Here is a 21,531-nt window from a genome sequence, read left to right as displayed (position 1 = left end):
CATACCCAGCCCTGCCGGCCTATCCGAACGGGCATGTCCGGTTCAGCCGCCCAGCATTCCAGGCGACGCCGAAGGCGCCAGGGATAGGGACGGACAAACCGCTTGGACTGACCCACCCCCGATCGCACCGCCATCCCGGTCATCACACGGCAACTGGAGCGTCAGGTTGCTACACGCTCAGGTTCTCCGGGCCATGACCACCCGGTAGCGACGGGTGTAATCCTCCACGCGCCGCGCCGAGTCATAGACCTCTTGTTGGGCGACGACGCCCAGCGCCGCCTCCGTCTGCTCCGGAGACATCTCGATCAAGAGCCACCCTCCCCGGACCAAAAACCCCGGGGCGCCCTCGATGATCTGCGACACGACCTGCATCCCCTTTTCGCCCCCATCGAGGGCCACTCGGGGTTCATAATCGCGGACCCCTGCAGGCAACGTATCGTAAATCTCCGAAGCCACATAGGGCGGGTTGCTGACGATGAAATCGAAGCGGACGCCGAGAGGGCTCACGGGTTCCCAAAGACCGCCTTGCAGGAGGTGGACCCTTTCCGAGACCCCATGCCGCTCAACGTTCCTTCCCGCATAGGCCAGGGCCTCGGAGGAGATGTCCGTCGCCCAGACCTCGGAAGAAGGAAGCGAGGTGGCGAGGGCCACGGCTACGGCCCCCGATCCTGTTCCCAACTCGAGGATCCGGATGCGGTCGTCAGCGTGCTCCCGCGTTTGGCGGACGATCTGCAGCACCTGCTCTACCAACAGCTCCGTTTCCGGCCTAGGGATGAGCACCCCCGGCCCGACGTCGAAGACCATCGACCAGAATTCCTTCTCGCCGCGGATGTAGGCCACCGGCTCAGCAAGCAGTCTACGCCGGATCAACTCCCTGAACCCTGCGACTTCCTCCCCCTGCAAGGGCTGATCGAACCGGAGATACAGCGCGACACGCTCGAGCCCCAATTGCAGCGCCAGGAGAAGCTCCGCCGTCAGGCGCGGGCTTTCCACCCCCTTATCCTTCAGATACAGGGCGCTGACGTTCAACAGTTCCCCGATGGTCCAACGCCTGGCTGTCATATACGGCTGGTCGTCAATGGATCGAAGCGCCCTGTTTCAAGGCTTCGGTCTGGAAGTGGTTGATCAGGGGCTCGATCACCAGATCCAACTCACCCTGAAGAACCGTTTCAATCTTGTAGAGGGTCAGTCCGATGCGATGGTCGGTGATGCGTCCCTGCGGGAAATTATAGGTTCGGATGCGCTCGCTCCGATCGCCGGATCCGACCATGTGGCGGCGCTCCTCGGAAATCCTGGACTGTTGCTCCGTCTGTTCCATGTCGAGGAGTCTGGAACGGAGCACCTTCATGGCCTTGGCCTTGTTCTTGTGCTGGGATTTCTCGTCCTGACAGGTCACCACCAGACCGGTCGGGAGATGGGTGATCCTGACCGCAGAGTCGGTTGTGTTGACATGCTGTCCGCCGCACCCGGACGAACGGTAGACATCGATCCTCAGATCCTCCGGCTCGATCTGGACATCGATCTCCTCGGCCTCCGGCAACACGGCAACAGTCACGGCCGAAGTGTGGATGCGGCCCTGGGCCTCCGTCTCGGGAACCCTCTGGACCCGGTGAACTCCGCTTTCATATTTCAGGCGGCTGTAGACCCTTTCTCCCGTGATCAAGATTACGACTTCCTTGAAGCCCCCCATACCGGTCTGGCTCTGGCTCAGGATCTCGGTCCGCCACGCTTTCAGTTCGGCGTAGCGGCAGTACATCCTGAACAGATCCGCAGCGAAGAGGGCGGCTTCCTCTCCACCCGTTCCGGCGCGGATCTCGAGGAGGATGTTCTTCTCGTCGTTGGGATCCTTCGGCAGCAGCAAAAGGGTCAAATGGCGCTCTGCATCCTCCAGTTCCGCCTTCAGGGCCTCGATTTCCTCCCTGGCGAGCTTGCGCATCTCGGGATCGGGATCGTCCAGCAACGGGCGGCTGTTCTCGATCTCTCCCTGTATAGCCTCGTAGCGCCGGAAATTCTCGATGATCGGGCTGAGCTGGCTATGCTCCTTCATGAATTTCTGATAGGCCTTCTGGTCCTTCAGAACATCGGGTTGAGCCAGCTTCTCTTCGAGCGCCTCGAAACGGGTTTCGATATCCTTCACTTTGGCAAACATCTTACGTATTCCTCTTGCCTGACGGGGCCCGACCCTGATTAGAAGGCATCATCGGGGGGCCACATTGGGCTTCACGCGCATATCCATTGGTCGATGGAGGGAAGGGCCGCTGCGGCCTGAAAGAAAGCGGGGGCAGATACTTACAGCAATATACAGCGCCGGAATGCAGCCATCCCCCGGCGCGAAGCAGGCAAATCATCCCCTATGAGGAACCATTCGCTTCTATTGAGGAGAGAGGCAAACAGCGCAGAAGCCCTGGCGGCCGATGACCGAAAAGCCCTCGGGAAGCGCAGCGGCCCGGGCCTTCGGCGGCACCCGGTCATCGGCCGGTCTCGTCGGATCGAAGCGGGTGTCGATCCGGACGGCAGTTCACGCTCCTGATCGACAAACACCCTATACGAGGCCGTCTGCCTGAAGACGGAAACCAACGTATTCTCCAGGCAATGCTACGGCCGTCTTGCCATGCCCATCAAAAGGCCCCATCCGCGGAGCGCTGCGATCCATCAAGTCCAACGGAGCGGCTTGAGGCACCCCCTCGGCGCCTGGCAAACTGCCGGCGGCACCTTGCAAAACCCGCCCGGCGCAAGACACGGTCAACCAGGGAGGACCTTTCACAGCATCGGACTACTGCTTGTCGCCTGACTGAAACTTCGCGTATTTCTTGCGGAACCGCTCGACACGGCCGGCCGAATCGACGAGCTTCTGTTTGCCGGTGAAAAACGGGTGGCAGTTGGAGCAGATCTCCACGCGGATCTCTTTTGTCGTAGAACCCGTTTCGAACTCATTCCCGCAGGCGCAACGAACCTTTGCCCGATGATATTCCGGATGGATCCCTTCTTTCATTCTCTCATCTCCTGTACCTATTCACTCATGGAAGCTAGAAACTCTATATTATCCTTGGTTCCTTTGATTTTATCAAGCAAAAATTCCATGCTGTCCACGGGGGTCAGCGGTGAAAGCAATTTTCGAAGGATCCAGATGCGGTTCAGGTCTGCCTCGGGGATCAACAGCTCTTCCTTCCGAGTCCCCGACCGGTTGATGTCAATCGAAGGGAAGACACGGCGATCGCTCAGTTTTCGGTCCAGATGGATCTCCATATTGCCGGTCCCCTTGAACTCCTCGAAGATCACCTCATCCATGCGGCTCCCCGTATCGACGAGTGCGGTCGCGATGATCGTCAGGCTGCCTCCCTCTTCGACATTCCTGGCGGCCCCGAAAAAGCGCTTCGGCTTGTGCAGGGCATTGGAATCGAGCCCTCCGGAAAGGATCTTTCCGCTCGGAGGCACGACGGTGTTGTAGGCCCGCGCCAAACGGGTAATGCTGTCGAGCAGAATCAACACATCCCGTTTGTGCTCGACGAGGCGCTTCGCCTTTTCGATCACCATTTCGGCCACCTGCACGTGCCTCTGGGGCGGCTCGTCGAAGGTCGAGCTGATCACCTCGGCATCCACTGACCGGAGCATGTCGGTGACCTCTTCCGGCCGCTCGTCGATCAGCAGCACGATTTTGTGGATCGACGTGTCATTGGCCGTCACGCTGTTCGCGATGTTTTGGAGGAGCATGGTCTTGCCCGTCCGGGGCGGCGCCACGATCAACCCTCTCTGCCCTTTGCCGATCGGGGTCATCAGATCCATGATGCGCGCCGAATAATTCGTCGGTGTAGTCTCGAGGTTAATCCTCTCCTGCGGATACAGTGGAGTCAGGTTATCGAAAAGGATCTTTTCCCTTGCCACCTCCGGATCTTCATGGTTGACCTTTTCGACCTTGAGCAAAGCGAAATATCGCTCGGAGGCCTTTGGAGGCCTTATTTGTCCTGAGATCGTATCCCCTGTCCGCAGATTGAAGCGCCTGATCTGCGAAGGAGAGATGTAGATATCATCCGGCCCGGGCAGATAGTTGGCGTCCGGCGCCCTGAGAAAGCCGAACCCGTCCGGCAGGATCTCGAGAACCCCTTCCCCGTAAATCAACCCGTTTTGCTCGGAATGCGCCTGCAGAAGCGAGAAAATGAGGTTCTGCTTGGGCATACCCGAAGCCCCTTCGATATGGAACTCCCTGGCCATATTGGTCAATTCGTTGATCTTCATTTTCTTTAATTCAACAAGATTCATGCGTCATCTCCGTTTCAAGGGATCATTGCCGTCATCGAACAGGTGGGATTCTGCACATAGGCCATTCTGCAGTCGAATCACCGGGCATTCCAAACCGGACGGCCATCGGGCCCCTACGGCCTGACGTGTCCGGGTGCCCAGGAAAGGCAGACTGTCATCGATCAACAGACCACGTTGGATATGGAAACTTGCCCGCGCCTTCATTCTATTTCCGCTTGGGCACTCTCTATCAGGAGTCCTTGCAAGAAACGGTGAGAAATGGATTCAGCGGGATCGCGCACACGGCGCTAACGGGATAAGTGGTGTTCAGGGATTCCTCCTGGACGCAGGAGGAACATGTACGCACAATATAGGCAGTTTTTCCTGCTTGTCAATCCTTTTCTGTTCTGTCAATTCTTCAATTGCGAGGTTCTCAGGGCATCCAAAACGGTCGACATGTCTTCGGGCAATGGGGCCTCGAACAGCAGTCTCTCTCTGCTTAAAGGATGGTCGAAGGAGATCCGGAAGGCGTGCAGCATCTGACGCCGCACAACCGGTGCATCCACCTCGCGACCGGCCCAGATCCGTTTCCAACCAGCGATACCTCTCCCGTAAACCGAATCGCCCACCACAGGATGACCGATGTGCGCCAGGTGTACGCGGATCTGGTGGGTTCGTCCGGTCTTGATCTTGACTGAAAGCAAAGAACATCCCACAGCGAAAGCTTCCCGCCGCTCCCAAAGGCTCAGGGCGTGGCGCCCCGCGGAAGCCCGCACACACATCTCCTTGCGTTTCAGTTGATGGCGTGCTATCGCTGCGTCGATCTTACCGGATGGCGACTGCACGATCCCGTGCACGAGTGCGAGGTATTCCTTGCCGATCTGACCGTTCTTGAACTGCAACGAAAGGATTTGATGAGCCGCATCCGTTTTCGCAACGATCATCACCCCGGAGGTATCCTTGTCGAGCCGGTGGACGATCCCGGGGCGGGCGGTTCCACCAATCCCGGACAGACCATCGCAACGGTGCAGGAGTCCATGGACCAGCGTTCCGGTGTCATGCCCCGGAGCAGGATGCACCACCAGGCCGGGCGGTTTGTCCAGCACGACCAGATATTCATCCTCGTAAAGAATGTCGAACTCGATCGCCTCGGGTTCCAGTTCCAAGGGCTTGGGAGGGGGGATCACAATGGAAACACGATCTCCAGGCCTGACCGTCTGGCTGGGTTTAGTAACAGGACCCCCGTTGATATCGACCTTTCCACCCTTGATCAAGGTTTGGATGCGCGAGCGGGATAATTCAGGAAAGCGGGAAGAAAGAAAGACATCTAGCCGGATGTCCCCACGACCGGCGGGTGCGCTGCAAATGCAGTGATGACGAGCATCGGAAGCCACTGCAGGCCGGTGCCATACCTATGAAAAGATGCGGTCGAGATCGTCTTCGATCTGGTCTTCTTCGACATTGCGCGCAAGGGAGATTTCTTTCACCAGCAAGGTCCTTGCCGTGTCCAGCATCTTGCGTTCGCCGAAAGACAAGTCTTTTTCGAGCTTCAGCATCAACAGGTCACGGTAGACCTCAGCGACCTCGAAAACCGATCCGGTTTTGATCTTTTCCATGTATTCCCGATACCGCCTGTTCCAGGTCTGATTATCAATACAGACATCCCGCTTCTCGAGTATCGAATAAAGCTTCAGAACCTCGGCCTGGTCGATGATTTCACGCAGTCCGACATTATTGACGTTTTTCGTGGGAATCATGATGATCATATTGTTATCCAGGATCCGCATGACATAAAAATCCATCTGACACCCGGAAATCTCCTGGGTTTCGATTTTCTCGATCACACCCACACCGTGGGCGGGATACACAGCCAAATCTCCTACACTGAACATGAAACCCCCCATGCAAAACACTGGAAACCTGATGTTTACCTGGTTTGAAAGACGGGCATTTTCCAGAAGGGCGAGTACTTCGGTAAAAGGTTTTCAGTCGGTTGACGTTCTCCTGGAGACAAGGACACTGCCCCTGTCTCCAGGATGAATCACAGATAGCCCTAAAGGCTTTCGAGCAAATCCTGCTAGCCGACGAGCCAGCCGAGCATCGGCAGGATCGGGGCGAGAACAAGAGAAACCACGGACATCAGCTTGATCAGGATATTCATGGCAGGGCCGGAGGTGTCCTTAAAAGGATCGCCGACCGTGTCACCCACAACCGCAGCCTTGTGGTTGGGGGAACCTTTGCCGCCGTGGTGCCCTTCTTCGATGTACTTCTTGGCATTGTCCCAGGCGCCGCCCGCATTGGCCATGAACAGGGCCAGGAAGGCGCCCATGGTGGTGGCACCGAGCAGCATGCCGCCCAAGGTTTCCTTCCCAAGCAGGAAGCCCACCACAACGGGGGCCAGAACCGCCAGGAGGCCTGGGGCGACCATTTCCTTCAGGGCCGCGCCGGTGGCGATGGAAACGCAGGTCTTCGGATCGGGCTTGGCCCCTTCCTTGCCTTCGAGCAGGCCGGGGATCTCCCGGAACTGCCTCCGGATTTCTTCAACGATTTTGAAGGCCGCCCTGCCCACAGAGGTCATCGTCATGGCGGCGGCAAGCATGGGGACGATGCCACCCAGGAAAACGCCGATCACGACCATCGGATTGGTGATATCAATGACCTTCAGGCCCGCGGCCTGGGTGTAGGCCACGAAAAGGGCGAGGGCGGTCAGAGCCGCCGAACCGATGGCAAAACCTTTTCCGATGGCGGCGGTGGTATTGCCGAGGGCGTCCAGGCTGTCGGTGATCTTTCGTGTCTCGGGCCCAAGCCCCGACATCTCGGAGATACCGCCGGCGTTGTCAGCGATCGGTCCGTAAGCGTCGACCGTCATGGTCGCACCAACCGTCGCCAGCATGCCGACCGCCGAGAGGCCGATGCCGTAAATCCCGGCCATCTTGTAGCCGATGAAGGTCGCGACGCAGATGCCGAGCATGGGGAGATAGGTGGACTGCATACCGATGGCCAGACCGGAGATGATGACCGTCGCCGGGCCGGTCTTGGACTGCTCGGCAATCACCTTGACGGGTTTCCCGGAGGTGTAATATTCCGCCAGGAGGCCGATCGCGATCCCGCAGAGAAGCCCGGAGAAGATTGCCCAGAAGGCCCCCATGGGCATCCCGAGCCCCTTGGTCAGCAGGACGGTCAGGATGATGAAGATAATCGCGGCCACAAAGGTCGTGTACCGCAGCGCCCCGGCGGGATTCCCCTTCTGGAAGACCTTGATCGAAAAGACGCCCACAAAAGAGGAGAGCAGACCGGCCATGACGACCAGGAGCGGCATCGACATATACTTGAGCCGAATGGCCAGTTCGTCGAGACCGGCCAGTTCGGGCCGGCTCGCGAGCCATTCCGGTGTAATCGCCAGGGTAGCCCCGATGGCGATGGTGGCGATCACGGAACCGACGAATGATTCGAAGATGTCGGCGCCCATACCCGCGATGTCGCCGACGTTGTCGCCGACGTTGTCCGCGATGACGCCCGGGTTGCGCGGGTCGTCTTCCGGGATGCCCGCCTCGACCTTGCCGACCAGGTCGGCGCCGACATCCGCGGCCTTGGTGTAAATGCCGCCGCCCACACGGGCAAAGAGCGCGATGGAGCTGGCGCCCATGGCGAATCCGTTGATATAGTGCGCGGTGTCCGGGCTGCCGCCGTAAATGTAGAACCAGAAACCGAGGCCGAGGAGTCCGAGGCCCGCCACAGCCAGCCCCATGACCGACCCAGAAAAATAAGAGACGTTCAGGGCCTTTGCCTGGCCGTGCTTGTTGGCGGCTTCCGCCGTGCGGCTGTTGCCGCGCGTCGCGGCGGTCATGCCAGCGTAGCCGGCCATGATAGAGCAGGCCGCCCCGGTCAGGAAGGCGATACCGGTCTGCCAGTTGATGCCCCACCCCAGCAGGATGAAGACGATCGCGATAAAGACGACCAGAACGGAATACTCCCTCTTCAAGAAGGCCATGGCCCCCTCATGGATCATCGCTTCCAGTTCCTGCATGAGCTTGCTGCCGTTCGGCTGCTTCTTGACATAGCCATAGATCAGGAAGGCGATGATCAAGCTCAGGATCCCCAAAAAGGGAGCGTAGACTGTTAATCCCTGCATCAGCTTTTTTCCTCCTTAATTGCTAAATTTTGGCAATTGGTCCAATTCATTGCCGCTTCAACCCCCGTCAAAAGAAACCACTCGCAGGCGCGAATGGCAAGGCGGACGACCTGATCCACGGTGACAAGCTCATCCTCGTAAAAGGGACCGAGAACAAAATCCTCCACTCTTTCCCCATGACGCGGCCGCCCGATCCCCACCTTGACCCTGGTGAAATCCTTCACACCCAGAGACGCAATGATGGATTGGACACCTTTGTGCCCCCCCGGTCCCCCGTTTCTCACAACCTTCACACGCCCCAAGTCGAGATCGATATCGTCGTGGATCACCAGAATCTTTTCAGTCGAGATTCGAAGCGAGTCCGCGGCGGCCTTCACGGCCCGCCCGCTCAGGTTCATGTAGGTCTGGGGACAAAGGAGAATGAACCTTTCACCTTTCAGAGCCGCCCGGGCATACCTGGAATGGAATGCTCCCTCGAGCCATTGCCCAGCCAGCGCCTCGAGCCAGCTCTCCAGCACCCGAAATCCCATGTTGTGCCGGGTTTGCCGGTAGGCCTCGCCGGGGTTTCCAATCCCAACAATCAGGTACGCCTCCTCGGATCGGAACTCACCCCCTTTCTCCATCAAGGTTTCAGGATTCCTCAGCGGTTGCTTCTTCAGCGCCTCCGGCCTCCTCGAGCTCCTCTTCGGCCACCTCGCCGACCGGCGCCGTCGGCGCGGCGACCACCGCGACGGTCAGGTGCTCATCATCCAGAGCCGTGATCCCTTGAGGCAGCTGAATATCACGGATATGTACGGCATCGCCAACCCCCAGCCCGGAGACGTCGAGTTCGAGCTTCTCCACCAGCGCACCGGGCAGGCACGAGATCGCCAGTTCCCGGCGCACATGCTGCAGAACGCCGCCGCTCTCCACTCCGACCGGGTCCCCTGTGAGCTCGATCGGGATGTTGACGCTGATTTCCTTGTCCATCGATATCTCGTAGAAATCGGTGTGCAGCACGACGCCCTTCAGCGGATCGATCTGCAGGTCCTTGATCATCGCACTGCGACGGTCGGACGTCCCCCCGGCACCGGTAATCTCGAGGCTCAGGATGACATTCTCGCCGCCAGCCTCCCTCAGAAGCCGCTCCAACGCGGGCCTGTCTATTTGCAGCATCATCGGGTTCGATACAGGTCCGTAAAATACGGCTGGGATATGGTCCTGTCTCCTGAGTTTCCTGGCTGCCCCTTTTCCTTTGACATCTCTCAGCGCGGCAGCGAGCGTAGGCATTGACATGGTTTCCTCCGGTACTAATTAATTTTTTCACAAACCCCTGCAGTCTTCCCCTTTGGGCGGACTTCTGCCCCGCCCTAAACAAAGAGCGTGCTGACTGAGTGGGAATTGTGGATTCGCTTGATGGTCTCCCCCAAAAGCTCCGCCACCGAAAGGACGACGACGCGTTTGGAGGTCTTGGCCTTGTCATTCAAGGGAATGGTGTTGGTGACAACCAGGCTGTCGATGCTCGAGGCCTCGATGCGCTCGACGGCCGGCCCCGAAAGGACCGGATGGGTGCAGCAGGCATGGATGGACACCGAACCGCGGTCGCGCAGGGCCTGTGCGGCCTGCGTGAGCGTCCCGGCGGTATCCACCATGTCATCGAGGACAATGGCCGTCTTACCCCGCACCTCGCCGATGATGTTCATGGCCTGCGCCACGTTCGGCGCTTCCCGGCGCTTGTCGATAATGGCCAGAGAGGCGTTCAACCTCGTCGCAAACGCCCGCGCACGCTCGACGCCGCCCGCGTCGGGTGAAACGATGACCAGGTCGTTATGAAAGTGCCGCCGGATATACTTGAGCAGGATGGGAGCGGCAAAGATGTTGTCGACGGGAATATTGAAATATCCCTGGATCTGCCCGGCATGCAGATCCATGGACACAACCCGGTGGGCACCGGCCGTCGTGATCAGGTCGGCGACCAGTTTGGCGCTGATGGGAACGCGGGGTTTGACTTTGCGGTCCTGACGCCCATAACCGTAATAAGGGATGACAGCCGTGATCCTTTCGGCGGAGGCGCGCCGGAGCGCATCCATGATGATCAGAAGCTGCATAATATTGTCGTTGACCGGTGTGCAGGTTGATTGGAGGATGAAAACATCCCGCCCCCTGACATTTTCGCCGATCTCTACAAGGGTCTCGCCGTCGCTGAAGGTCCTGGTGGTAATCTTTCCGGGCTCGATACCGAGGTAGTTGCAGACTTCGAGGGTCAAGGTTGGGTTGGAGGTCCCGCCGAAAAGCTTCATATCTATTTTTCCAAACATCATAAAAAATGGCTGGGGTGGGAGGATTCGAACCTCCGAATGCGGGCTCCAAAGGCCCGTGTCTTACCGCTTGACGACACCCCAACGGATGATTTACATGCCTCGCACCACAAAGACGTGCGGCCAACCCTCGTCAAGTAGTCGATCTGCAGCAAGAGAGGCCTGTCTTTCGGATTCAAACACCCCGAAGACCGTAGGGCCGCTCCCAGACATCAGCGCACCCAAAGCCCCCGCCCCCCTGAGGGCCTCCTTCAATTTTCCGATGGCGGGATAATGGGCGGCGGTGACCGCTTCAAGGTCGTTTTCGAGGAGCTCAGAGAGCTCAAGAGGCCTTTTTTTCAAGGTTTTTACTATATAGGCATATTCCCCTGTTGTCAACTCTAATTTCAGACGGCGAAAGGCCCAGGCCGTGGATACCGCCATCCCCGGGTTCACCAGAACATACCAAAGCTGCGGCCACGCATCCAAAGGCTCGATGAGATCGCCGATCCCTCTGGCGATACAGGGTTTTGGATCGATAAAAAAAGGGACGTCCGCACCCAGCGACCTTGCAAGCGTCAGGAGGCGCCCCTGGCTGAAGGGAAGGTGGAACAATCGGTTGAGCCCGAGGAGCACCGCCGCCGCATCGCTGCTGCCCCCTCCAAGCCCCGCCGCCACGGGGATGCGTTTGATGAGTTCGATCGCCAGCCCCGCAGTGAGCCCGGCGGCATCCAGAAAAGCAACCGCCGCCCGATACACCAGATTGTCCTCCCCTGACGAGAGGGCGAACCTGCCTTTACAGACCAGTCGAATCCCTTCCGCCGATTGCAACCGGATATCCAATTCGTCAAAAAGCCCGACCGGCACCATGATAGAAACCAACTCATGATACCCGTCGGGCCGTTGCCCGATCACCTTCAACCGCAAATTGAGTTTGGCCGGTGCAAAGAGATGCACCCCGTTGCCTCCGCACTCATGGGGCGTTTTATCCCTTTCGCGTTCGTCGCCTCCCAAAGCAGCGGCCTGCCTCCTGTCCACTCACACCCCGCACCCGGCAGTGGATCCAACGAGAATCGGGACTCCATCCACCCCGACGCGATCCTCCCTATTGCACGGCCTTGACGTACCGCCAGCGCAGATCCGTCAGGATGCTTTCCAGAAGGTTCTGCTCCTCTTTGGTCAGGTTGCCCGCGGTCTTCTCCTTCAGCATGCCGATTGTGTCGATGCCGTGTTTCGCCAATTGCAGATCTTTGCTCTTTTCACCGGACTGAGGATCCGGGATTTCCCCCAGATTGAAGAGCGCCGATGAACTCAGGCTCAGAATCAGTGTCGAGAATGTGACGGGAGGCAGCGGCGGGATCTCCGCCTTTTTGGCTTTTCCCGAATCCCTCCCGGCATCCTCCGCCCCGGGGCCGTGAGCCATCTCCCTTTTCGGCTCTTCGGCCGGCGCCTTCTCCTTCAGTTCGCCCTGCTGGTCGAAGGCACGGCGATCCTTGATGACAAAACCCTTTTCTTCCTCTTCCATCGCCTTCCCCAAACGTAGAAAAATTACAATTCGATCCGCTTCACCGCAAACACATTCGGAAGCCCCCTCAGAGCTTCCAGCACGTCATCATTGACGATCGTGCTGGTCGTCAGGATGATGACATTCTGCTTTTTCTCTTTCTCCTCGCCGACATGCATACGGCTGATATTGAGCCCGAATTTTCCGAGCGTCATCCCGATCTGCCCGATAACCCCCGGGCTGTCCTGATTCTGAATCAACAGGATGTGTCCTTCCGGTATCGCTTCCATGTAAAAGTTGTTGATTCTGAGAATTCTGGGCCGGTCTTTGCCGAAGATCGTCCCGGATACGATATTCTCCCCCTCGAGCGTCTTGACCGTCAGTGCGACGAGGCTCGCGAAATCCTCGGAGGTCTGGCTCTTCGATTCCACGACCTTGATTCCGCGCTCGGACGCGATGTAAGGCGCGTTCACGAAATTGACGTCATCCTTCAGAATCGGCGTGAGGAGACCTTTCAGGACCGCGGTCGTGAGGGGGGCCATGTCGTACTGGCTGACAGCTCCGGCATAATGGATCTTGACCTCGAGGACCGCACTTTCGGCCAGCTGCGACTGCAAGGCGCCCATCCGCTCGACCAACGTGACGTAGGGGCGCAGGATGCTCATCAGTTCACTGCTGATGCTCGGCACATTGACCGCATTTTTCACGGAACCGTGCAAAAGATAGGCGGCGATCTGCTCGGCCACGTCCTTGGCGACATTATCCTGCGCCTCGGTGGTCGATGCCCCGAGATGCGGGGTGCAGATAAAAGTGGGGAGTTCCAGCAGTTTGTTCGCCCCAGGGGGTTCGCTCGCAAAGACATCGAGGGCCGCGCCCCCGAGCTGCCCGGACACAAGCGCATCATAGAGATCCGCCTCGTTCACGATGCCGCCGCGGGCGCAGTTGATCAACATCGCGCCCTTTTTCATCCGCGCGAACGTGTCCGCATTGAACATGTTCACCGTCTCGTTGGTCTTCGGTGTGTGGATCGTCACATAGTCGGAGCGCTGCAGCAATTCATCGAACGAAACCGGCTCCAGGTCCATCTTTTCAATGCTCTCGGGTTTGATGTACGGATCGTAGACGATCACTTTCATCTTCAGGCCTTTGGCCCGGTCAGCCACGATCCTCCCGATGTGCCCCGCTCCGATAAGCCCCAGAGTCTTATTGAAGACTTCCCGGCCCTTGAGCTTTTTCTTTTCCCACTTGCCTTCCCTCAGCGAGCCCGTCGCCTGAGGAATGTTGCGCGTGAGGGCCATCATCATGGCGATCGTATGCTCCGCCGTCGTAATGGTGTTTCCTTCGGGCGTGTTCATCACCACGATCCCCCGTTGACTGGCGGCGGGGATATCGACATTGTCCAACCCAATGCCGGCGCGGCCGATGACCTTCAGCTGCGTGGCGGCGGCGATGATATCGGCCGTGACCTTCGTCGCGCTCCGGATGGCCAGCCCATGATACTGCCCGATGATCCCTTTCAACTCCTCCGGCGTAAGCCCTGTATTGACGTCTACATCGATGCCCGGCGTCTCCTCCAGGACCTTGATGCCGATTTCCGACATAGGATCACTTATCAAAACCTTCATGTTTCAAATCTCCTTCTGACGAGGTTGAAATGGGCCCGGCAACGCCGGAAAGGCTGCAAACGCATTTACGAAAAGTTTTTATGCTATGCATGTCATCGATGCTTGTCAAGCAATTCGAAGCAGCCCAACAGGCCTTCCCGTCAGCGTGCGCGAATCTCCTGCAGCAGCGCCCTGGCTCTTGGATGCTCTTCCTGCTTTAAACCCTCTTCCAGGTACCGTTCGGCTTCTTTGAAATCCTGCTTCTCGAGTTGTACTTGTGCCAGATTGAAATAGGCATTGGCATGCGTCGGAGCGACCCGCACACTCCTCAGAAAGGCGTTTTCCGCCTCGTCCATCACACCATTCCGCATATACGCGATCCCGAGATTGTTCCATGCCTTCGCGTGCAACGGATCCAGGCTCACCGCCTCCTCGAAGGCCTCCACCTCCCCCTTCGAATCACCCGCCACGCCAAGCGCCAGCCCGAGGCTGTACCAGGCCCCGGCATCCTCCGGATAGGTCCGGAGATGCGCACGGATCAACGCGGCTTGTGTTTCAGCACACCTTTGCCTGAACAAACCCTCCGGAAGCTCGCTGTAGTCGCTGACCGCCTCTCTCTCGCAATAGGCATCGAGGATCCCTGTATACCGCCCGCGGTCGGATTCGGCCATCGCCCCGGGGTCGACGACTCCGAAAAGGGGGTTTCCCACCGATGCGCCGAACTCGATCAGATCGAGCACCGCCCGTGCGGGGTCTCGACCCGCCACCACGGCGCGGGTCCTGCTCGAAATGGTGCCCCTTGCCGCAATCCGCTCCTCGATACCTGTGTCGCTCACATGCAGGACCCTCGGGGCGGCGAATTCCAGCAGCGGACGATTGTCCGTATGCAGCGGCCCCGTGCCAAACAGGGTTTGGAGGTTCTCCGCCACAACCAGATTAGAAAGCACCCTCGCATCCGGAAGCACCATATTCTTTGAAAGGGCGGCATAGCGAAGATTCCCCCCGGCCGTCTCGAAGTCCAGGACGGCCCTCCCTTTCGCTCCCACGAGCAGGTAATCCCCGCCTCCAGTCAAGGTCGTAAACAAGACCCCCTCCGGAAAAACCGCAGCGAAGGTCCGCCCGACCATCGCGAAGGTGTCCCAATCCATTTCGTAGGAGTGAATCCACTGCACGAAAATCCCATCGTCCCGCAGACATTCCGAGACGAGAGAAAAGAATTCACGGGTGTAAAGGTTCGCGAGGCCAGCCATCCATGGGTTGGAGGGTTCAGAGATGATGACGTCGTAACGCTCGTCACTCAAGGCGAGGTGGTTTCGTCCATCTTGCATGATCAGCCGACACCGCGGATCATCCAGGCAGCCGTTGTTCCATGGCTCGAAAAACCGGGCCGCCTCGATCACAGCAGAATTGATCTCCAGCACATCCACCCTCTCAACCGGATAGTGCAGCACCTCTCCCGCCGTCATACCGCTCGCAAGCCCGAGCACCATCACCGTGCGGGCCCCCGGGTGGAAAAGAAGAGGCACATGGGCCAGCAAGGTCTGCGTCGACCGGTCTCCATGAGAAGAAGCATCGGGCTTGCCGCTGTTCAGAAGTGTAAACCGCTCGACCCCGAGGCTGTCCACCATCCGCTCGACCGTCGTAAACCCTCCCGGGCCGTCCTCGAAGAACACAACCTCTCGCCCTTCTTCGTGCCTCGCAAGCACCTGGCCACCGCGGAGCAGCGCATCGAGCCAGCCGCTCCGCTCCAGATCGGCGGCGACCGCCCTGAAGTTATGATACCTCCCGTAGGAAAGGAGCTGCCTCTCCCAGGACGGGACATGCCACGATATGAAAACGCTCAGCCCTGCCCCAGCCAATCCGGCCCCCAAAGCGAACCTTCTGCTGCTTCTGCCGTCAGTGATCGACCATACGATCCACGAAACCAGCGCCACAGCGAGCTGCAGCCCGCCAATCGACCGGATAGCCGCAGCCTTGCCGAGAAAAGGCAAGAGGACGAATCCGGCACAGAGCGATCCGAGGATGGCACCCACAGTATTGAAGGCATAGGCCTTGCCGACGCTCCCTCCGATGGTCTCCACCGACCTCGCCGTCAGCCGGTTCACGAGCGGAAAGGCGGCACCCCACAAGATCGTCGGTCCCAGCATCAGGGCAAAAAGCAGCAGGGATTGGGACCATACCATGGCACCAAAATCGTCCTTCAAGGTATAAATCAGCTTCGCGAAGAAGACCTGACTATTTCCGAGCAGGTGACTGACGAACAACGCCGACAGGGCCGCAGCCGCCTGCGTGCCCAACAGCCAGCCGGCGCCGCCGGAGCGGTCCGCAACCCAGCCGAAGACGAGCGCCCCGACCGCCAGTCCCACGATGAACGTCCCGACCACCAGGGCGAAAGAATACGGTGTCGGCCCAAGCAGCAACCCTAGCAGCCGCGTCCAGAAAACCTCGTAGGCCATCGCGCAAAATCCGGACACCCCGAAAATCCACAGCGGCCAGACCGGGGCCCCCTCCAGGGCGGCCGGAGGCTTCACCCGCGCCTCCGCCCGCTTGACAGCCCGGCCTCGCTTTTCCTCCAACGGGCCGTTCCTGCGCCCGGCAGCAAAACAGGCCACGGCCACCAGGCCGTTCAACCCGGCCGCGACACCGACCGATCCCCAAAGACCAAAGGCTTCGATCAAGTAAAACCCGGTCAAGAAGGCGCCGGCCGCCGCCCCCACCGTATTCAGACCGTAAAGCGATCCGGTCCGTTTCCCAAGATGGTCCAGCGCTTCGACATAAAACCGGCAAAGGATCGGCAGGGTCGCCCCCATGAACGCGGTCGGGATGATCAGGATAAGGGCGCATCCGAGGAAGGCGATCGCGGTGTAGGGCCAGAACGAATCGTACAGATTCCGATAAGCCGCGGCGTACAGCGGCTTCAGCATTACCAGAAGCAGGGGGATCAGGAGGCCGTAAAGGCCGATCAGGCCCTCCAGTTTCCCGTAGAGCAGCAGAAGCCGGCGCCTGTCCATCCCGCGGTCGATCAACCGGCCGGCCCAGTAGCTTCCGAGGGCCAACCCGCCCATAAATACGGTCAAGACGGTCGCCACGGCAAACGGGGCGCTCCCCATGACCTTGTCGAGCAGGCGCACCCAGATCACCTGGTAGATCAGGCCGGCCAGGCCTGAAAAGAAAAAGCAGGCAAGCGTGAGAATCGAGATCTTCATCATAAAAAAACCTCGAAGGGCCGAAGCCCTTCGAGGTTGAAAGCCGTCCTAGATGGTTACCACTGGATGACCAGCATATGCCGCATACCATAAGGATCGTTGGTCAGATCCCTGCCAAAGGCACCCGTGGTCACATCTTCGAAGTAATCGCCCGCCTTCAGATAGGCGAGATCGACCACATACTTCAGGTTGTCCATGAGCTTCCATTCGAAGTTCAGGTCGAACTCCATGCCGAGGTAATCGTCCACGCCGGCCCACTCCATTTCGGAGGCCTGGAGATATCCGAGGACGCCCGTCAGCTTCATGGTCTCGCTGATCTTGTAAGAACCCTTCACGTAGATGGATTCATATCCGCTCGCTCCCACGCTGCCGTTCGGCACGCCCAGCGTATCCCACAGGAGGCCGACATCTTCGCTGAAGAACAGGAAATAGGGCTGGAACTCGGGGCCGACCGACCAGATGGAGTCGTTGTCGGTGCCGCTGACGGCATCCTCGCCCTGCAGATAGAAGAGACCGAGGCCCATGGTGAAGGGGCCCATCGCATAGGTGCCTTCCACCCAGCCGGAGATCTGACTGCCTTCCCTGCCTGTCACATCCCAGTCGCGCTTGCGCCAGTTGATCTCGGCATCCACCATGAACGGGCCGGAGGTGTAGGTGAGTTGGTTGGCGAAGAGGAAATCATACCCCTCGAGGGACTGGAACTGGATGTAATAGAGGAGGGGTTTGTAGACAAAGCTCTTCGAGAAGGGGATTACCGAACCCAAAAAGTAGGCGTTGATGTCATCGTAGCTCTTGGTCCAGACATCGTTCGGGACCGGATTGAGGGTCAAGGACCGATAGTTGGCGCCGACAAAACCGCCGTCACCTTCATTCAGCTTCTCGAGACCGGCTGCCAGCACGATGTTGGAGTTGGGAAGCTTGCCGACCCACTTGACACGGTCACGGTTGCTGTCCCAATCCTGGAACCAGGTACCCCAGGCGCCACCGGACTGGCGGCCCACGTAAAGATGCCCACCCAGCAGCGGGAAGGACAGGTACAGCCTCTCCCACCAGAAGTTGTTGTTCTTGGCGCGGTAATTGACACGGTCATCCGTCTTGGTGATGTCATCGCCGAGGCCCGTGCCCATGCTGCCTTCCCAGAACCTCTCCATGATGGTCACGCGGCCGTGGATCCGGATCTTGTCATTGATGTGGAGAACGGGATCGATCACCATCTTCTGCTTGTAGTAGGCGTTCGTGGACTCCGCCTCGAAGGTGGGGTCGTTCACGATGTTTTCCTTGACCATGATCCCCCTGACATCCATGTAGCCGGTCGTCGTCAGCTTGACTTCGGCCATGGCAGGCACCGCCAGTACAAAGGCGATGGCCAGGGCCATCACGCCCAAAAGCACTTTTTTCATCACTCTTTCCTCCTAAGGAATGGTTGAATTCTTACTTCATCCTCACCCAAAAATGAAGCATTCAAAGGCTGTACTCAGCACCACCTCCTTTCCAGAATCGCCCCGCTTTCGGCTAAGGGCCCGATATTTCCTGACAAAACTCTAGACATAATAGTTGCGTTTTTTTAACATCTTGGCACGTGCTTGTCAAGCATAAATTGGCTGACTCATGGAATCTATCTGGATCCGGTTGCGCCCCCCTCGGCAGGGAGCTGTAGTTCATAGCTGACCACCATGCTCCGGCCGTTGGTCACCATAGACACCTTCCGGTCCTCCAGCAGTCCGACGACCAGATCCGGCCGGTTGTCGTTGTTGAGGTCCTTGATCTGATAGTCCGACACAGCGCCGCTCAGTTTGCGCGATTCCCAGATAGGTTCGAGCGCGAGGCCGTTCCAGAGCAGGGCGGCGATCCGGCCGTCCTTGAAGGCCTTCAGCCGCTCCGTCCAGCCGCCGGTCATCGATTTGTTGCGATTGATGATGACCTCGTTCCGCCCATCGCCGTCGAGGTCTTCGATCAGGATCCGGGCGGGGATATAGAGGAAGGCGGTCTTCATGGCGCTCGCCGCAGTCTCCCGGGTCGCATCGGGCTCTGGATTGGTCACGATGTAATTGAGGCTCCCTCCGTACAGGTCACTGGACTCGTACAGCAAGGCCCCCGAAAGATCCTTGAGGTGAAGGTGATAGTCCCGGTCGATCATCACCACTTCGGCCGTCTGGTCCCCGTCCAGATCCCCGACGGCAAAGTTGTAGATATAAATATCCTTTTGATCGATCAGGGGCGCTTCCTCAGACGCGGCGTAAAGGCCGTCTTTCCAACTGAGCGCAAACACGCCCGGCTCGAAATAGTCCCGGATCAAGGCGGTGTAGCCGCCCGTCGGACCCATCGACTTTTTCTGGCCAACCAGAATTTTTCCCCTGCCGGGCCAAGACATGACCCTGAACAGCCAGGGGGAATTTTCCACGATCGGCTTCAGGCCGCCCGGACCCAATTCGAGCACCATGGACGTCACATTCAGGCCGCTCACTCTGCTGGCGAATATCTCGGCACGGCCGTTCCCATTGATGTCCGCAACGTCCACCGCGACGAACCGGTTCTTGTCGGCGGAGGTGTGTGAACCCAGCCGGCGCATGGCGCCGTTTTCCCAGCGGTAGGCCACCACATCGATCCCTTCGATCAGCACGAACTCATTCTTGCCGTCCCCGTCGAGGTCTCCGATATCGAGCCCCCGCAGCTCCGTATGGAGAACCTTGCTTTTCCAGAAGGATTGCTGCATGGCATCCGCCTGCTGGAGTTGCTGAAAATTCGGGTTCAAAGGGGATACCCCCGGACCGGTGCCGGCAGCCGGCGGCGCGTAGGCGGTCTGAACCTCGGGCACGCGCCCGAAGATTTGACCGTTGACTTTCTGGGCAAAGCGGTCGATCTCGGGGATGACGGTCTCCATCCCCTGGGTCTGAACGTAAACGGTCACGGGGGTCTCCTGTTTCGTCAGGCTCGCCATCGTGGCATCCATGCTCACACTTTCCCCGAAGACCGTCAGACTGCCGAAAAGCACATAATCGGCACCCAGTTTCCGCCCCAGGGCCCCGGCCGTCTCGACGTTCAGGGGCCCTTTTTCCTCCGCGACAGCCTCCCGGATCACCCCTTTGTCGATGACCTCGACGCGGTCCTTCCAGTAGAGGCGTGAAGCGAGCATGTCCTGAATGCCCTCCCGGAGGAATCCGAGATCCCGTTCCGCATTGATCGTGAAGGGGAGAACAGCGATCTTCACCGGCTGCTCGGCGGCCAAGGGGCCCGAGGGTCCGGGCATCAGAGCGAATACGGCCGCCGCAACGGCCGAAAAAATGAATGTCGACAAAACGCGCTTCATAGAACCAGCCTCTCCTGGAAAGCGTTTCAGATCAATTCGTCAATAGCACCCACTCAACCCGCGGGTCAACCTCAAAGATCGGGAGCCCGGGGAATCCCTGTCTCAATCCTCCCTCTTCCCGGCGATGAAATCCTCGGTCATCTGCCAGGCCTCCTCATCGGTGTATTGCCTCGCCGGATGCTTCATGAAATAAGCGGAAGGAGAATAAAGGATGCCGCCCTTTCCGCGTTCAAGAGCCAGCTTGCAGCAGCGGATCGCATCGATGACCACCCCGCCGGAGTTGGGTGAATCTTCGACCGAGAGCCGCAGCTCGAGATTCATCGGCACATCGCCGAAAAGCTTTCCTTCCATCCGGATGAAACAGACCTTGTTGTCCTTCTGCCAGGCCACCCAGTCGCTAGGCCCGATATGAATCTGCTCGTCCTCCAAACGGTTCGCCCCCAGTTGCGATTGCACCGCCTCGGTCTTCGACTCCCGCTTCGAGGCGAGGCGGCTGCGGTCGAGCATGTTGAGGAAGTCCGTGTTCCCGCCCGTATTCAACTGATAGGTGCGCTCGAGCTTGACTCCCCGGTTGGCGAAGAGATGGGTCAGCACGCGGTGCACAATCGTCGCCCCCAGCTGGGACTTGATGTCATCCCCGATCACCGGGACACCCTTGGCGGCGAAACGCTCCCCCCAAACCGGATCACTGGCAATGAACACCGGCATATTGTTGATGAAACCGATCCCTGCCTCCAGCGCGCACTCGGCATAGAACCTTGCCGCCTGCTCGGAGCCGACCGGCATGTAATTAAGCAGCATGTGGGCGCCGGACTCCTCGAGGACGGAGACCACCTCGTCCTTGTCAGGCTCTCTCTGCTTCGCGGGTACGAAGCGAAACCGCTCATCATAGCGGCTCAGGTGCGCGGCGCAGCCGTCCAGCACACGCCCCATCCGGACCTTGACCCCCGTGGGCGCAATATTCCCTTCTATCGTGCGCGTGCAGTTGGGCAATTCGAAGATGGCGGATGAGACATCCTTGCCGACCTTTCTTGCATCGATGTCGAAGGCCGCCGCTACTTCGATGTCTCCGGGCCGATAATCACCGATCTTCCAGTGCATGAAACCGATGGCTTCATGCTCTTCCTTCCGACGGTAATATTCGATCCCCTGGATCAAAGAGCTTGCACAATTCCCCAAACCGGCAATGGCAATCCTGATCCTGTCCATGTCAGCTCAGTCCTCCCTCGTTTCCATCCGATCAACGCAGGTACTCACGCCGCAGAC

At 58.9% G+C, this 21,531-nt stretch carries 17 protein-coding genes and 1 tRNA gene; all 18 read right to left on the bottom strand.

What is annotated here, in order from left to right; translation table 11 throughout:
• Nucleotides 1–177 precede the first annotated feature (177 nt).
• Complete coding sequence (gene prmC, locus H567_RS0101095; protein WP_028319982.1) at nt 178–1,062, bottom strand: peptide chain release factor N(5)-glutamine methyltransferase; 885 nt, start codon at nt 1,060–1,062, stop codon at nt 178–180.
• A gap of 13 nt (nt 1,063–1,075) precedes the next feature.
• Entirely contained in the window at nt 1,076–2,149 is a 1,074-nt protein-coding gene (prfA, locus tag H567_RS0101090) for a peptide chain release factor 1 (protein WP_028319981.1), read from the bottom strand.
• 624 nt (nt 2,150–2,773) lie between these two features.
• Entirely contained in the window at nt 2,774–2,992 is a 219-nt protein-coding gene (gene rpmE / locus H567_RS0101080) for a 50S ribosomal protein L31 (RefSeq protein ID WP_028319980.1), read from the bottom strand.
• Nucleotides 2,993–3,009: 17 nt separating this feature from the next.
• Nucleotides 3,010–4,257 (bottom strand): transcription termination factor Rho, encoded by a 1,248-nt coding sequence (rho, locus tag H567_RS0101075; RefSeq protein ID WP_028319979.1) that lies wholly within the window; start codon nt 4,255–4,257, stop codon nt 3,010–3,012.
• Nucleotides 4,258–4,646: 389 nt separating this feature from the next.
• The gene (locus tag H567_RS0101070; RefSeq protein ID WP_028319978.1) at nt 4,647–5,630 is read right to left on the bottom strand and encodes an RluA family pseudouridine synthase; all 984 of its coding nucleotides are present in this window, start codon (nt 5,628–5,630) and stop codon (nt 4,647–4,649) included.
• A gap of 18 nt (nt 5,631–5,648) precedes the next feature.
• Complete coding sequence (locus H567_RS0101065; protein ID WP_028319977.1) at nt 5,649–6,128, bottom strand: CarD family transcriptional regulator; 480 nt, start codon at nt 6,126–6,128, stop codon at nt 5,649–5,651.
• Nucleotides 6,129–6,313: 185 nt separating this feature from the next.
• The gene (locus H567_RS0101060; RefSeq protein ID WP_028319976.1) at nt 6,314–8,368 is read right to left on the bottom strand and encodes a sodium-translocating pyrophosphatase; all 2,055 of its coding nucleotides are present in this window, start codon (nt 8,366–8,368) and stop codon (nt 6,314–6,316) included.
• Complete coding sequence (pth, locus tag H567_RS22360; protein WP_051184357.1) at nt 8,368–8,991, bottom strand: aminoacyl-tRNA hydrolase; 624 nt, start codon at nt 8,989–8,991, stop codon at nt 8,368–8,370. The genes H567_RS0101060 and pth overlap by 1 nt, the downstream gene beginning before the upstream one ends.
• A gap of 7 nt (nt 8,992–8,998) precedes the next feature.
• Nucleotides 8,999–9,643, bottom strand: coding sequence for a 50S ribosomal protein L25 (locus H567_RS0101050; RefSeq protein WP_028319975.1), 645 nt, complete (start codon nt 9,641–9,643; stop codon nt 8,999–9,001).
• A gap of 74 nt (nt 9,644–9,717) precedes the next feature.
• Entirely contained in the window at nt 9,718–10,647 is a 930-nt protein-coding gene (locus H567_RS0101045) for a ribose-phosphate pyrophosphokinase (RefSeq protein ID WP_244155398.1), read from the bottom strand.
• Between the two features lie 27 nt (nt 10,648–10,674).
• Nucleotides 10,675–10,749 (bottom strand) — tRNA-Gln (locus tag H567_RS0101040).
• Between the two features lie 9 nt (nt 10,750–10,758).
• On the bottom strand, nt 10,759–11,658 hold the full coding sequence (gene ispE / locus H567_RS0101035) for a 4-(cytidine 5'-diphospho)-2-C-methyl-D-erythritol kinase (RefSeq protein WP_208598301.1): 900 nt from the start codon (nt 11,656–11,658) through the stop codon (nt 10,759–10,761).
• Nucleotides 11,659–11,749: 91 nt separating this feature from the next.
• Nucleotides 11,750–12,169: a DUF1844 domain-containing protein gene (locus tag H567_RS22355; RefSeq protein ID WP_028319972.1), complete on the bottom strand. Its 420-nt coding sequence runs from the start codon at nt 12,167–12,169 to the stop codon at nt 11,750–11,752.
• A gap of 23 nt (nt 12,170–12,192) precedes the next feature.
• On the bottom strand, nt 12,193–13,773 hold the full coding sequence (gene serA / locus H567_RS0101025; protein ID WP_028319971.1) for a phosphoglycerate dehydrogenase: 1,581 nt from the start codon (nt 13,771–13,773) through the stop codon (nt 12,193–12,195).
• A 140-nt stretch (nt 13,774–13,913) separates the two neighbouring features.
• Nucleotides 13,914–16,961: a fused MFS/spermidine synthase gene (locus tag H567_RS0101020; protein ID WP_028319970.1), complete on the bottom strand. Its 3,048-nt coding sequence runs from the start codon at nt 16,959–16,961 to the stop codon at nt 13,914–13,916.
• A gap of 53 nt (nt 16,962–17,014) precedes the next feature.
• Nucleotides 17,015–18,358, bottom strand: a complete 1,344-nt coding sequence (locus H567_RS0101015) for a hypothetical protein (protein ID WP_028319969.1) — start codon at nt 18,356–18,358, stop codon at nt 17,015–17,017.
• 215 nt (nt 18,359–18,573) lie between these two features.
• Nucleotides 18,574–20,265: an FG-GAP-like repeat-containing protein gene (locus H567_RS0101010; RefSeq protein WP_028319968.1), complete on the bottom strand. Its 1,692-nt coding sequence runs from the start codon at nt 20,263–20,265 to the stop codon at nt 18,574–18,576.
• Between the two features lie 102 nt (nt 20,266–20,367).
• Nucleotides 20,368–21,474, bottom strand: a complete 1,107-nt coding sequence (locus tag H567_RS0101005) for an inositol-3-phosphate synthase (RefSeq protein WP_028319967.1) — start codon at nt 21,472–21,474, stop codon at nt 20,368–20,370.
• Nucleotides 21,475–21,531: the final 57 nt, after the last annotated feature.

Source organism: Desulfatiglans anilini DSM 4660, assembly GCF_000422285.1.
GTDB classification, from domain to species: domain Bacteria; phylum Desulfobacterota; class DSM-4660; order Desulfatiglandales; family Desulfatiglandaceae; genus Desulfatiglans; species Desulfatiglans anilini.
Note: the sequence above shows the minus strand (reverse complement) of the source record. Positions and strands in the feature narration are given on the sequence as shown.